The following is a 14,156-nucleotide window of genomic DNA, read 5'->3' on the forward strand; positions in this document are numbered from 1 at the left end:
TTTATCCATAGTCTATCCATTCATTTTCCGGTCAAGTTCCGCAAACAGCTGTTTGCTTTTCTGATAGTCCTCTTCACGATTCTTTTCTACTTCCATACGCTTCTCATGGTTTCTGCTGTACACTGCGTACCCCATTTTGTGGGACTGCATAAGAGCCTTTTCCATTTCAGTCGTGTAATTCAAATCAAGCTTCTGCTGACTTGCGTAGATAATGAATCATCCTCTCAGGTTTTGTAAAAACGATACTACTATCGTAATACCCCTTGTAAAAAAGTTCAAACCTGCTGAGAAGGGATAAGAATGAGTGACATACATACAGAGCTCTTCACTGCTCGAAGCAGGCAGAATTTAAAAAGATGCTCTCGTTTCCTTCTGTTTGCTACTGTTTCAGCTGGTTGAGTTCTGTGATGCACTCCTCCTGAACAAGCGTAACAGACTGGCTCATGGCGGCTCCTCCGCCGAATGCAGCCGTCACCCCTACGGTTTCGAGAATTTCCTGTTCGCTCGCTCCCTGATCAAGGCAGCCCTTCGTATGATAAATGATACAGTATTCATCCTGGGAGTAAATACTGATTCCAAGGGCAATCAGCTGCTTTTCTTTTTGGGAGAGAGTCCCTTCTTTAAAGCATTCCTGTGTAAATTCATTATAAAGGTGAGCAAGTTCAGGCATTTTTTCTGTAAAAATGCCAAGGCCTTCTTTGTAGTCGTGCAAAGCTGCTTCGCTTGAGTTTCTCGGTTCAAAATGCTGCATACTGTTCAGCTCCATTCCTAAGATTCAACACCGTTAGTATGCAGAAAAGGGGTCCAGAGTATGCGGAAAAATAAAGGATGCAGCAGCAGCTTATTTGGTTTGGAGTGACTGTTTTCTTCTATATAATATTGATTGTTGTTTGAGGAGGAATTTTCTTTCTAATTTATTTTGCAGTGGTACCCGTTCCCTTTCGCTCCGGGAACTTGCTTTCCGCGGGGAGTGCCTGAAGCTTCCTCGCTGCGCTTGCGAGATCTTCAGTGCCCTCTTCATCCCGCAGGAGTCAAGTTCCCTCCGCTGCAGTGCACTGGAGTTTAGCGACGCCACAAACAGGAAGCATTCTCCGCTCGTCTTGACCCTTTAGCTCTCGTGAATCGTGACCCCGCCGAAAGTGTTCCAAACATGGGTTAGCAGCACTAACTCGGTGCGGGGACACGACGAAAGTGTTCTAATCATGAGTTAGCAGCACTAACTCGGTGCAGGGACACGACGAAAATGTTCTAATCATGAGTTAGCAGCACTAACTTGGTGCAGGGACACGACGAAAATGTTCTAATCATGAGTTAGCAGCACTAACTCGGTGCGGGGACACGACGAAAGTGTTCTAATCACCGCTTTTGATGGTTCTAAATTCTGCAATAAGTGCCATCAAATTATAATCTGCCTTAAGGGTCATATCTGTATGATCCTTTACCTCCCCCACCTAAGATGTGCCTTCACAAGAAAAAAACCCGAACTGATTCCAGTTCGGATTTTCCAAAGGCCGTGCAAATTATTTACCGTCTACAGGCACAACTGCACCTTCGTATTTTTCTTCGATGAACTTTTGAATTTCTTCTGAGTGAAGAACTTCTACAAGCGCTTTGATCTCTTCTTTGTTTTCGTCGCCTTTGCGGACAGTGATGATATTTACGTACGGTGAATCTGATCCTTCAAGGGCAATTGCATCTTTTTGAGGGTTTAGTCCTGCGCCGATTGCATAGTTCGTGTTGATCAGAACAGCATCGCCTTCGTCGTTGTTGTAAGCCTGAGGAAGGATGCTTGCTTCTACATCAGCTTTGAACTTCAGGTTCTTTTTGTTTTCATCGATGTCGTCGACAGTCGCAGTTGTTTTGTCGACTCCTTCTTTAATTGTGATCAGGCCTTCTTTTTCAAGGAGGGAAAGCATGCGTCCGTGATCAGCAACAGAGTTGCTCATAATGATTGTTCCGCCTTCAGGAATATCTTCAAGCGATTTATGTTTTTTAGAATATACACCGATCGGCTCGATGTGGATTCCGCCTGCATTCACAAAATCATAGTCCTTGTTTTCAGCCATTTGTGACTCAAGGTACGGGATATGCTGGAAGTAGTTTGCATCAATTTCTTCACTTGCAAGTGATTTGTTCGGCAGAATGTAATCCTGGAAAGGAACGATATCAAGCTCGATTCCCTTTTCTTCAAGTAAAGGCTGTGCTTCTTCTAAAATTTCAGCGTGAGGAACATTTGATGCTCCGATTTTCAGAGTCTTTGTTTCCTCTCCGCCACCGTCACCGCCGCCGCAGGCAGCAAGAGCGAAAGCAGATGTAGCAAAAACAGCACTTAATAGTAATTTTTTCATGGTGAATATCCTCCCTAACGTTTATCTAATTTTGATGTTATTAAATCTCCAATAAATTGGATTATGAAGACAATGACTAATATTAAAATAGTTGCAATCATCGTTACAGCATTATTGTTCCTCTGGAAGCCTTCCAAAAAGGCAAGATTTCCAAGGCCTCCTGCACCAACTACCCCAGCCATGGCTGTGTAGCCCACAAGAGCGATAGCCGTTACTGTAATGCCGGAGATTAAAGCAGGTGATGATTCAGGAATCAGGACCTTCCAGATAATCGTAGATGTTTTAGCACCCATTGATCTGGCCGCTTCAATGACTCCTTTATCAATTTCACGGAGTGCAATTTCAACCATTCGGGCATAAAACGGAGCAGCTCCGATGATTAATGCCGGCAGTGCCGCCTTTGCACCAAGGAACGTGTCAAGAATGGCCTTGGTAAAAGGAATCAGCAAAATGATCAGCAGGATAAACGGAATCGATCTAAAAATGTTTACAAATGCAGATATGATGACATTAACCGGCTTGTTTTCCCAAATACCGCCTCTGGATGTAAGGAAGAGCAGCAATCCGAGGATGATGCCCAGCACGAATGTCGCTGCCACGGAAAAGGCAGTCATGAACAAGGTTTCACTGGTTGCTTCCCAAACGTTTTCCCATCTCACGTTTTCAAACATTTGAAATCACCTCCGCCTCGACCTCTTGGCTGCGGATGTAGGCCATCGCTCTTTCAAGCTCAGCCTGTTCGCCGTCCATGTGGATAAACAGTGTACCGTAAGATCCGCTTTGAGTCTGCGAAATTTTCCCCTGAAGAATGTTCACCTGAATCGGATGGTTCCGGATCAGGTTCGTAATAAGGGGATTTTCAGTTGAGTCACCTACAAATGTCAGCTGAATAACCATGCCCTGCTTATATTTCTCAAGGATCAGCTCCATTGTTTCCTGCGTGTCGTCCGGCTCTGTAATTTGTTTCACAAAGCGCTTTGTGATGGCCTGCTGAGGCCTTCTGAATACGTCTAGCACTTCACCCTGCTCGACAATTTTTCCGCTTTCCATCACTGCCACACGGTGGCAGATTTTTCGGATAACATGCATTTCGTGGGTAATCAGAACAATCGTCAGTCCTAACCGTTCGTTAATGTCAACAAGCAGGTCAAGAATGGAATCGGTTGTCTGCGGGTCAAGTGCTGATGTTGCCTCGTCACATAGCAGGACTTTTGGATTGTTGGCAAGGGCTCTCGCAATTCCGACCCTCTGCTTTTGCCCTCCGCTCAGCTGGGAAGGATAGGAGTCTTCCCGGCCTTCGAGCCCGACAAGCTTGATCAGCTCTTCTACCCGTTTAGCCCGCTGCTCGCTTTTTATCCCGGCAATCTCAAGCGGAAACGCAATATTTTCACGGACAGTTCTTGACCAAAGCAAATTGAAATGCTGGAAAATCATGCTGATTTCCTGCCGCGCTTTTCTAAGATCGCTGCCGCTGATTTTATCGATGCCCTGGCCTGCCACCTGAATGGAGCCTTCCGTTGGTTTTTCAAGTCCGTTCAGCAGGCGGATAAGTGAACTTTTCCCGGCGCCGCTATAACCGATAATTCCGAAAATTTCACCTTTGTTTATGTCCAGATTGACGGAATCAACAGCCGTGACACGGCCATTCTTCGTCTGAAAGACTTTTCGCACGTCCTTTAGCGTAATCATGAATTCACCTTCTTCCAAAATTCCACTCACTAACATTTTGCTCTATATGGCATTGCTTCATGTTTTTTCTGAAAACAAAAATGCCTTTCTGCAGAAATGAGCAGAAAGGCATATGTGAAAAAACCTTTCTCTCATCTTTCAAAGCTGCAAGCTTTGAGTGAATTGGCACCTTTTCAACAATGTTGACGGTTGCCGGGCTTCATAGGGCACTTCCCTCCACCTCTCTGGATAAGAGACTAACATTTATTAAATTGACTGTATATTTAGTGAGTTTATAGTACGAGAGTGATTCTATCATGCAACAAAAGTACGTGTCAAGAACAAAAGCGCAAGCGCCTTGGTCAGATCCGATAGGCAGATAAGAATCCGGCGAAAAAGTCCGGGTTTGACTTTTTTGACGGATTTGTTCTGACAGAGGATTTAGGCGCTGGAGCTGGACGAGGATAACCTTGTCTTATCGTGCCGTCGATTCTGTCAGTGACCTTACGCCGACAGCCTTCTCAATTGCCTGCTCCAAGTCTTCGAGAAGGTCGTCTATATGTTCAATTCCAACAGAGAGCCTGATTAAATCCTCCGTTACGCCTGATTTTCTTAAGCCCTCAGCGTCAAGCTGCTGGTGTGTCGTGCTGGCAGGATGGATGATGAGGCTCTTTGCATCCCCTACATTCGCAACGTGTGACCACAGCTCTGCAGAGTTGATCACTTTAGCCCCTGCTTCGCGTCCGCCTTCAATGCCGAATACGACAACTGCGCCTGCTCCCTCAGGCAAGTATTTCTCAGCAAGAGCCTGGTCCGGATGCTTTGAATCTTCAGGATAAAGAACCCATTTCACTGCAGGATGTCCGTTCAGATAGTCTACAACCTTCCTCGTATTCGAGATATGCTCTTTCATTCTGACGTGCAGCGTTTCAAGACCGAGGTTAAATTGAAAAGCATTAAACGGGCTTAGAGCAGGCCCAAGATCCCTCAGCAGCTGCACCCTCGCTTTTACAATATAAGCTGCTTCCGGAAGGGCTTCCGCATAAACCAGGTTATGATAGCTTGGATCAGGTGTGGTGAAACCTGGGAATTTTCTGCTGTTCCAGTCGAATTTCCCTCCATCTACAATGATGCCGCCAAGCGTTGTGCCATTTCCAAGCAGCCACTTTGTCGCAGAATGAACAACGATATCAGCACCGTGTTCAAGGGGACGGCACAAATACGGCGTGGCGAATGTGTTATCTACAATCAGCGGAATGCCGGCCTCATGAGCAATTTTTGCAACAGCTTCGATATCAAGCACTTGAAGACTCGGGTTGCCGATTGTCTCGGCAAAAATGGCTTTCGTTTTTTCTGTGATCGCGCTTCTGAAATTTTCTGGGTTCTCCGGATTAACAAATGTGGTTTCAATGCCGTATTTTGGCAAAGTTGTCTGGAAAAGATTATAGGTCCCCCCGTAGAGACTGGACGCAGACACGATTTCATCGCCGGCACCGGCAATGTTCAGAATCGAAAGGGTGATGGCAGCCATACCGCTTGCTACTGCAAGACTTCCGACACCGCCTTCTAGTTCAGCAATGCGCTCCTCAAGGACGGAGGAAGTCGGATTATGTATACGAGTGTAAATGTACCCCTGTTCTTTTAATGCAAATAAGTTTGAAGCGTGCTCAGTGTCATTGAAAACGTATGCATTAGACTGGTAAATCGGAACAGATCTGGCACCTGTTCCAGGATCAGGCTTAAGCCCTCCATGAATGTTGACGGTCTCCAAACGGTACTTTTTTTGAGTCATGATCCATTTCTCCTCCCAAGTTTCAAAAAATAAAAAGCCCCTTCAAAGAAGAGGCGCGCATCCCGGTCTTCTTATCTTTCAGAGCATATGCACTCTGCTGGAATTGGCACCGTGATTCACTCTCTATAACCGGTTGCCGGGCTTCACAGGGCCAGGCCCCTCCACCGCTCTTGATAAGATATCTTATTATTTCTGTTGGAATTGTATCATTTTAGTTTGTCTCAAGTCAATTATTTGTTTGAATTTTTAGAATATTATTTGCAGAGTTGAATGAGTGACTCTATCCGAAGTATATTTCTGAATGATCCTTTTGCCTCCATAGCACCAAGTTTTACAAGCTGCAAAAGCCTGATCGGCGAATGAAAGCAATCTTGAAAATGCTTTTCTTCCCCTATAATCTGCACATGAAAGAATTCATCAACACTGGTTATATGGCAGTTGCCTTTTTGCAAAACCAGGGTTGATTTTTTGTTGATATTTTTAACAAAAAACTCAATTCTCAAGTTTTCATTTGGAAGCAGCGGCTGAATAAAGTGGGCGTTATTCATTTTTTCGGCAAAAAAGTCCAGATCCATCGTTTCTCCCCATTTCCGTGCAAGTGGTTAAGGGAGAAATTCTAGTTTTCCGTACTTTTCCCTTTAAGAAAGCTTCGACATATTCCTTCCCGCAGATAGACAAGATTCTATTTCCCAAGAAATATGTCAAATGCCGCCCTCATCAGGCGGCATGTTTTTTTAATATGTGATAGAGATGTTCGACAGAATGAAAGGCATACGTTTTGCTGATTACTCTTCCATTTTCAAAAATAAGCAGGCAAGGGACACTTTCAATTTCCCAGACTGACGCCTGTTTCGGAAGATAATTCAGGTTGGCCATATTTATTTCAAGGGCAGGCAGCATCGCCTCAACGACTGTCATCATTTTTTTAGCAAGCTGACATGTGCCGCAAAAAGGTGTATAGAGATAAAGAATGGCTTTTTCCTTGTCTGCGAGTCTGCTTACCTGCTCTTCATTGCATTCGATCATCGGCTTTTCAGCAGCTCCCTTTATAAAAATTTAGCATGTACATCAATGTTTGCACTCAGCAGCACAGCTGCGACGTGCTGATCCGGCGCGGTGGCAACTTCCCTGTACATTTTGTCGATAAACAAATGCGCAGCCTCGGGAAATTCGCGTTTAAACTGTTTTCTCAGGCGATCCCCGGAATCGTCAGAATCCACAAGCACATATACATCGCGGCTGAACAGTTCATCCACCATTTCATCAAGCCGTGTCAGACTGATCGTGCCGTTTGTACAAATGATTTCTACCGGTTCATTGACAACATTCAATACTTTACGCTTATCAGATGTTCCTTCAACTATTATGACTTTTTCAACCTCAATTGCAGACATCGCCATCACCTATTCAGTTAGAGTATATGTTATCTATAACCTATTCGAAATGCATGAGGTTGTTTCCTTCTGACCTTTAAAACAGGCCGTCACAACAGGAAAAGGCAGTGGAACATTCCACTGCCAAGTCATCAGCACCAGCCGTTTTCTTCGTCACAATCGACATACTTCTCATCTTGTTTAGATAGAACGTCTGCATACTGAAAAAAGGAATGATTTTCTTCTTCATATCCATTTTTCAACGACACCCGGCCGTCCGGTCCAAGTGACATCGAACCGATTTGCTCTTTTTCAAAAAACAGATTCATCTGTCCGCCTTCAAACCTGCCGGTAACGCGATCCGTAATATCCAGCCGCTTCTTTTCAAATGACATGCTGAAACACCCTCCTTTTTACTGTTTAGGGTGTCCAGAAGGCAGATTGATTATCAGTCTTCGTTTGTCATTTCTTCGTATTGCTCAGCAGTCATCAGGCTGTCAACATCACCTGCATTGCTTGGCTCGATGACAATCATCCAGGCTTTTTCATATGGAGACTCGTTGACAAATTCAGGGCTGTCATCAAGGTCTTCATTAATTTCAACAACCGTACCACTGATTGGAGCATACAGCTCAGATACTGTTTTTACAGACTCAACGCTGCCGAATGGCTCGTCTGCTTTAATTTCGTCGCCTACTTCAGGAAGTTCAACAAACACAATATCTCCAAGCTCTGATTGTGCAAAGTCCGTAATCCCGATGCGTACTTTATCGCCTTCAACTTTTACCCACTCGTGTTCTTCAGAGTAGCGAAGTTCTTTTGGTGTGTTCATGTTTTCTACCTCCAACTGATTATCGTGTTTTATTTGTAAAAAGACTAAAAGTGTAAGTCTTCTACTTCCCTAGCCAGGTTTCTTTAAATTGATCTTCTTTAAATCCGGCAGTTGTCTTGTTTCCGTCTGTTGTCAGCGGACGTTTAATAAGCATGCCGTCTGATGCCAAAAGCGTAAGAAGCTCATCTTCTGACATGGAGGATATTTTATCCTTCAGGCCAAGTTCACGGTATTTTTGACCGCTTGTGTTAAAGAATTTTTTGATTTCCAGACCGCTTGAATCAAGCATGGTTTTCAGCTCTTCTTTTGACGGCGAATTTTCGACAATATGTATTTCTTCTGCCTGCAAATGGTGATCTTCTAACCACTTTTTTGCTTTCCGGCATGTCCCGCATTTCGGATACCAGTAAAATTTAAGCGCCACTCTTTTCACCACCTGCAACCGTAATTGAACATCATTATTTTACCACATTCTTTTTGACAAGCATAATGACAAGCATCGTCATTCTGCCATCTATTATCTTAGCCTTTTTTCAGCAAAAAACATCAAAAAGGCCTTTTCTTTTGAAAAAGGCCTTTTTGAAAGGTGTTTATTACGCGCGGTATCCGTTCTCTTCGATCAGTGCAGCTGCGATTTCACGCTTTTTGGCAATCACATTGATTGGCGTGTGGCGAGTGAATTTTCTTAATGCAGAGATCATCATGCGGAGAGTGTCTCCCTGTTCAATCGCAACAAGAGATTCCTTTGCATGTGCTTCAATTTCGTTGAATGCTTCCTGGCAATACACTTGTGTGTAAAGAAGTTTTTGAGCACTCTTAGCTTCACCATACTTGTTAATTGCCTTTTCCGTGCGGAGGATGGCAGATTCCATAGCGTATACATTGCTCACGATATCAGCAATGTTCACTAAAACTTCCTGTTCCTTCTGCAGGGACTTGCCGTATTTCTGAGCAGCAAGTCCGGCAATCATTAGACCGATTTTCTTTGCATTTTTCAAAAGGTGCTTTTCCTGCTCAAGAACGCCGTCTCCCGGTTCTTCAGGCATAAGCATCATTAGCTCTTCCTGAAGAGCCTGTGCTTTTTGAAGTAGCGGCAGTTCACCCTTCATTGCTTTTCTTAAAAATGTGCCAGGAACGAGAAGACGGTTGATTTCATTCGTTCCTTCAAAAATACGGTTAATACGTGAGTCGCGGTATGCTCTTTCTACTTCGTACTCAGCCATGAAGCCGTATCCGCCGTGAATCTGAACGCCTTCATCAACGACATAGTCAAGTGTTTCAGAACCGAGGACTTTGTTCAGTGAACACTCGATTGCGTATTCTGCAATAGATGCCGCAACTTCTTTTCCGTCCTTGACTTCTTCAGGAGTCAGGCGGCTCATGCGGTCTTCAAATAATCCAACTGTACGGTAAACTGAGCTTTCCATTGCATATGTTTTTGAAGCCATGTTTGCCAGTTTTTCCTGGATGAGCGAGAAGCTGCTGATTGGCGTTTTGAACTGCTGGCGCTGATTGGCATATTCAACAGATACGTCGATAATGCGTTTTGATCCGCCGATCGTTCCGACAGCAAGCTTATAGCGTCCGATATTTAGAATGTTAAAGGCAATAACGTGGCCTTTTCCAAGATCTCCAAGAAGATTTTCTTTAGGAACAAGCGCATCTTCTAAAATAAGTGTTCTTGTAGATGAACCTTTGATTCCCATTTTCTTTTCTTCCGGACCGGTTGAAACCCCAGGATATTCTTTTTCTACGATAAACGCTGAGAAATGCTCTCCGTCAACCTTTGCATAGACAACGAACACGTCTGCAAAGCCGGAGTTTGTGATCCACTGTTTTTCGCCGTTCAATACATAATGCGTGCCTTCTGCATTAAGCTTTGCCGTCGTTCTGGCACCAAGGGCATCTGAGCCTGATCCTGGTTCAGTCAGTGCATAGGCTGCAATGCGCTGTCCTGATGCAAGGTCTGGAAGGTACTGCTGCTTTTGCTCTTCGCTTCCGAAAAGAACGATTGGCAGAGACCCGATACCGACATGCGCACCGTATGAAAGAGAGAAGCTTCCTGCACGGGCAAATTTTTCAGTAATCAGCGCAGAGCTGATTTTATCAAGGCCAAGGCCGCCGTATTCTTCAGGTACGTCAGCACCGAGAAGGCCAAGGTCGCCTGCCTGCTTCAATAGTTTGACAGACTTGTCAAACTGGTGATTTTCAATATCTTCAAGCTGAGGAAGTACATCATTTACGACGAAATCCTCTGTCGTTTTGGCAATCATTTTATGCTCATCTGTGAAATCCTCTGGCGTAAAAACACTTTCAAATGTTACATCATCAAGTAAAAAGCTTCCGCCCTTGATTAGATTTTCAGTTGTTTTTGACATTGCTTGTTCCCCCATTTTCCTGATTTTTTAAGCCTTACACTAATTCAAATACTCCCGCTGCACCCATTCCGCCGCCGATGCACATTGTGACAACTCCGAATTGCTCGCCGCGGCGCTTCATTTCGTGAATAAGGGAAAGGGTTAATTTTGCTCCTGTACAGCCAAGCGGATGACCGAGCGCAATTGCTCCTCCATTGACATTCACTTTCTCTTCATCGATTCCAAGAGCTCTCATGACTTGTATAGACTGTGAAGCAAATGCTTCATTCAGTTCAAAGAGTCCAATATCAGACAGGCTTAAACCTGCAGCTTTCAGTGCACGCGGAATCGCTTCGATCGGGCCGATTCCCATTACTTCAGGAGGTACTCCTCCTACTGCGAAGGATCTGAATTTCACGAGTGACTCCAGTCCAAGCGCATCCGCTTTTTCGCGGTCCATGACCATTACGGCAGCAGCACCGTCGCTCGTCTGCGAGGAATTTCCTGCTGTAACTGATCCTTTCACGTTGAATGCAGGTCTTAATGTTGATAGAATCTGCATAGTCGTTCCAGGACGGACACCCTCGTCTTTTGAGAACTGGAACGTTTTTTCGCGGAGCTTATGATCTGCTCCAACACTTCTATGTGTAACCTCTACAGGCACGATTTCATCGTCAAACTTGCCCTCTGCAATGGCTCTTGCCGCTTTTTCATGGCTTCTTACTGCAAAGGCATCCTGCTCCTCGCGGCTGACTCCGTATTTGACAGCTACCTGCTCTGCCGTGTGGCCCATTCCCATGTAATATTCAGGCGCACTTTCAGCAAGCAATGCATTCGGACGGACAACATGGCCCATCATCGGCACCATGCTCATTGATTCGGCTCCGCCTGCAATGGCTGTATCCGAGTGGCCAAGCATAATCTTCTCCGCTGCGTAAGCAATACTTTGAAGACCTGATGAACAATAGCGGTTGACAGTGATCGCCGGTACTGTATACGGCAAACCGGCAAGCGCGCCGATGTTACGTGCAAGGTTCAGCCCCTGCTCTGCTTCAGGCATCGCACATCCAATGATCAGATCATCAATATTTCCTTCATATCCGCCAGCACGCTTAAGTGTCTCTTTTACGACAAGCGCTCCAAGATCATCTGGTCTAACGGCTGCTAGTGACCCTTTTTTTGCTCTTCCGACAGGTGTTCTGGCACCTGCTACAATGACCGCTTCTCTCATGACAGTGAACCCTCCTAGTTACGTAATGGTTTTCCTTTTACAAGCATGTGCTGCATTCTTTGCTGAGATTTGCCTTCCTTCACGAGACTCAGGAACGCCTCTCTTTCAAGGTCAAGTAAGTACTGTTCATCTACTTCCGTGCCAAACGGCACTTTGCCTCCTGCAATGACATATGCGAGCTTTTGGGCAATTTTCAGATCATGCTCTGAAATATATCCTGACTGAAGCATGGATTGTGCTCCAAGAAGAAGGGCAGCATATCCCGTCTCGCCTACGACCGGTACCTTTTTGCGCACAGGTGCCTTATAGCCGTTATCAGACAGCTGAAGAACTTTCTGCTTTGCATCATAAATGAGGTGATCCCCATTGAAGCTTACAGAATCTTTTTCATTCATAAAGAAATTTTCTTTTGCTTCAGCAGCAGAAGAAGAAACCTTAGCTGTTGCAATCGTTTCAAATACTTTATTGGCTACGTTCTGCAGATCGAAATCGACGCCTTTTGGAACGCTGTTAAGAAGTTTAATGTAAAGCTCTTTATTGCCTCCGCCGCCCGGAATCAGGCCTACACCGGCTTCAACAAGTCCCATGTACGTTTCGCTTGAGGCCTGAATGCTTGCAGACGGCAGACAGATTTCTGCTCCTCCGCCAAGTGACATGCCAAATGGAGCAGCAACGACCGGCTTTGGACTGTATTTGATTTTCATCATGGCCTGCTGGAAGTGGCGGACAACCATGTCAACTTCAAAATAGTTGTCATCCTGAGCTTCCATCAGGATCATGGCAAGGTTCGCACCGACACAGAAGTTTTTGCCCTGATTGCCGATGACAAGTCCTTTAAAGTTCTTTTCGACTTCATCCACTGCAAAATTGATCATCTGGATAATATCAAGCCCGATCGCGTTATTCGGTGAATGGAACTCAAGTAGCGCTACTCCGTCCCCAAGATCCACTAAACTTGCTCCGCTGTTTTTCTTGATGACGCCTTTTTTCTCTTTTAAGTCTTTAAGATTGATGACTTTTTCGTTCGTCTCAATGCGTCTGTAATCCCCGTCATGGTAATAGTAAGAAACGCCGTCTTCTTTTTTATAGAAGGAAGTGAAGCCTCTCTCAAGCATGTCTTTGATCCAGGCTGGAACTGTTTTTCCTTCTGCCTCCATCTTTTCGACGGATTTTGAAAGGCCGATGCTGTCCCATGTTTCAAATGGGCCATACTGCCATCCGAATCCCCATTTCATTGCTTCATCTATTGCAAGGATGTCATCTGCTATATCGCCGAGAAGTTCAGCAGAATAGAGAAGAGTAGGGCTTGTAATATTCCAAAGAAGCGTTCCTGCTCTGTCGCCTGAATAGATAAGCGCTTTCATTTTTGCTGCTGAACCCTTGATCTGTTTTGCAGCCTCGATGCTCTGAGCTTTCAGCTTCTTCCGTTCTTGATACTCCAGGGTCTCTGGATTCAGCTCGAGAATCTCTTTTCCTTCTTTTTTGAAGAATCCCTGGCCAGATTTGCTTCCGAGCCAGCCGTTCTCAAGCATCTTTTTCATAAATTCAGGAATGTCGAATACATCTTTCTCTTCGCCTTCCACCTGGTCATAAACGTTCTTTGCAACATGTGCAAAAGTATCAAGTCCTACAACATCAAGCGTTCTGAAAGTTGCGCTTTTTGGACGGCCGATAAGAGGACCTGTCACAGAATCCACTTCACCTACACTGTATCCGCCCTTTTGCAGTTCCTTAACCGTAACAAGGAGGCCGTAGGTTCCAATTCTGTTGGCAATGAAATTTGGAGTGTCCTTTGCTTCGACTACTCCTTTTCCAAGAACATCTTCCCCGAATGTTTTCATGAACGAGAGAATCTCCGGCGATGTTGCTTTTGTCGGGATGATTTCGAGCAATTTCAGATAGCGCGGCGGGTTGAAAAAGTGAGTTCCGAGGAAATGCTTACGGAAGTCATCAGAACGCCCCTCTGACATCGCTTCAACTGATATGCCTGATGTATTTGAGCTGACAATGCTGCCTTGTTTTCTATATTGATCTACTTGAGTAAAGACTTTTTGCTTCACTTCAAGATTTTCAACGACTACTTCAATAATCCAATCCGCTTCAGCGAGTCTGTGCATGTCATCTTCGAAGTTACCCGCTTCGATTAAAGCCAGATTTCCTTTTGCAGTAAGCGGTGCCGGCTTTTGCTTAAGAAGCTTTTGCACAGCTCCGGATGAGATGCGGTTTCTCACAGCTGCATCCTGCAGAGTCAGTCCCTTTTTCTCTTCGCCGTCTGTCAGCGTGCGCGGTACGATATCAAGCAATAGAACAGGGATTCCGATATTTGCCAAGTGTGCAGCAATGCCTGAACCCATGACTCCGGATCCGAGAACTGCGGCTTTTCTAATACGCTGGTTCATGAATGCTCCCCCTTTAGTCGCTTTGAATGAATGCTCATTCATTTTTTGGTGAAAAAAAATCCGGGAAATCTTCCCTCTATCTATTAATATAAAAGATTTAGAAAATTTGTTCAACACATTTACGAAAAATTCACATATTAATTTTTAAAAAGAACC

15 protein-coding genes and 2 riboswitches are annotated in these 14,156 nt (G+C 44.8%); all 15 genes read right to left on the reverse strand.

Annotated features, from left to right (window positions below):
* Nucleotides 1-12: 12 nt before the first annotated feature.
* Complete coding sequence (locus tag JOJ89_RS17955) at nt 13-183, reverse strand: YuzK family famiily protein (RefSeq protein WP_158001669.1); 171 nt, start codon at nt 181-183, stop codon at nt 13-15.
* 196 nt (nt 184-379) lie between these two features.
* Entirely contained in the window at nt 380-751 is a 372-nt protein-coding gene (locus JOJ89_RS17960; protein ID WP_203288760.1) for a carboxymuconolactone decarboxylase family protein, read from the reverse strand.
* Nucleotides 752-1,520: 769 nt separating this feature from the next.
* Nucleotides 1,521-2,348, reverse strand: a complete 828-nt coding sequence (locus JOJ89_RS17965; RefSeq protein WP_029284217.1) for a MetQ/NlpA family ABC transporter substrate-binding protein — start codon at nt 2,346-2,348, stop codon at nt 1,521-1,523.
* 14 nt (nt 2,349-2,362) lie between these two features.
* Nucleotides 2,363-3,019, reverse strand: coding sequence for a methionine ABC transporter permease (locus JOJ89_RS17970; protein ID WP_029284219.1), 657 nt, complete (start codon nt 3,017-3,019; stop codon nt 2,363-2,365).
* Nucleotides 3,012-4,037, reverse strand: coding sequence for a methionine ABC transporter ATP-binding protein (locus JOJ89_RS17975; RefSeq protein WP_203288762.1), 1,026 nt, complete (start codon nt 4,035-4,037; stop codon nt 3,012-3,014). The genes JOJ89_RS17970 and JOJ89_RS17975 overlap by 8 nt, the downstream gene beginning before the upstream one ends.
* 128 nt (nt 4,038-4,165) lie before the next feature.
* Nucleotides 4,166-4,272, reverse strand: a riboswitch (SAM riboswitch).
* Between the two features lie 219 nt (nt 4,273-4,491).
* The gene (locus tag JOJ89_RS17980; protein ID WP_203288764.1) at nt 4,492-5,808 is read right to left on the reverse strand and encodes an O-acetylhomoserine aminocarboxypropyltransferase/cysteine synthase family protein; all 1,317 of its coding nucleotides are present in this window, start codon (nt 5,806-5,808) and stop codon (nt 4,492-4,494) included.
* A gap of 68 nt (nt 5,809-5,876) precedes the next feature.
* Nucleotides 5,877-5,988: riboswitch (SAM riboswitch) on the reverse strand.
* A gap of 74 nt (nt 5,989-6,062) precedes the next feature.
* Entirely contained in the window at nt 6,063-6,383 is a 321-nt protein-coding gene (locus tag JOJ89_RS17985; protein WP_203288766.1) for a hypothetical protein, read from the reverse strand.
* Nucleotides 6,384-6,525: 142 nt separating this feature from the next.
* A complete protein-coding gene (locus JOJ89_RS17990) occupies nt 6,526-6,834 on the reverse strand; it encodes a thioredoxin family protein (protein WP_029566669.1) in 309 nt (102 codons plus the stop codon).
* Nucleotides 6,835-6,854: 20 nt separating this feature from the next.
* Nucleotides 6,855-7,202 carry a toprim domain-containing protein gene (locus JOJ89_RS17995; protein WP_029284229.1) on the reverse strand — a complete coding sequence of 116 codons (348 nt, stop codon included), beginning with the start codon at nt 7,200-7,202 and terminating at the stop codon, nt 6,855-6,857.
* A 131-nt stretch (nt 7,203-7,333) separates the two neighbouring features.
* On the reverse strand, nt 7,334-7,576 hold the full coding sequence (locus tag JOJ89_RS18000) for a YusG family protein (protein ID WP_029284232.1): 243 nt from the start codon (nt 7,574-7,576) through the stop codon (nt 7,334-7,336).
* Between the two features lie 53 nt (nt 7,577-7,629).
* Complete coding sequence (gene gcvH, locus JOJ89_RS18005; RefSeq protein WP_029284234.1) at nt 7,630-8,013, reverse strand: glycine cleavage system protein GcvH; 384 nt, start codon at nt 8,011-8,013, stop codon at nt 7,630-7,632.
* Nucleotides 8,014-8,074: 61 nt separating this feature from the next.
* Nucleotides 8,075-8,437, reverse strand: a complete 363-nt coding sequence (locus tag JOJ89_RS18010; RefSeq protein ID WP_203288768.1) for an arsenate reductase family protein — start codon at nt 8,435-8,437, stop codon at nt 8,075-8,077.
* Between the two features lie 169 nt (nt 8,438-8,606).
* A complete protein-coding gene (locus JOJ89_RS18015) occupies nt 8,607-10,391 on the reverse strand; it encodes an acyl-CoA dehydrogenase family protein (protein WP_029284237.1) in 1,785 nt (594 codons plus the stop codon).
* 34 nt (nt 10,392-10,425) lie between these two features.
* A complete protein-coding gene (locus JOJ89_RS18020) occupies nt 10,426-11,601 on the reverse strand; it encodes an acetyl-CoA C-acetyltransferase (RefSeq protein WP_029284240.1) in 1,176 nt (391 codons plus the stop codon).
* A gap of 14 nt (nt 11,602-11,615) precedes the next feature.
* A complete protein-coding gene (locus JOJ89_RS18025) occupies nt 11,616-14,000 on the reverse strand; it encodes a 3-hydroxyacyl-CoA dehydrogenase/enoyl-CoA hydratase family protein (protein WP_203288770.1) in 2,385 nt (794 codons plus the stop codon).
* Nucleotides 14,001-14,156 lie beyond the last annotated feature (156 nt).

Origin of the sequence: Metabacillus sp. cB07, assembly GCF_016839225.1 — a bacterium.
Taxonomy (GTDB): domain Bacteria; phylum Bacillota; class Bacilli; order Bacillales; family Bacillaceae; genus Bacillus_P; species Bacillus_P indicus.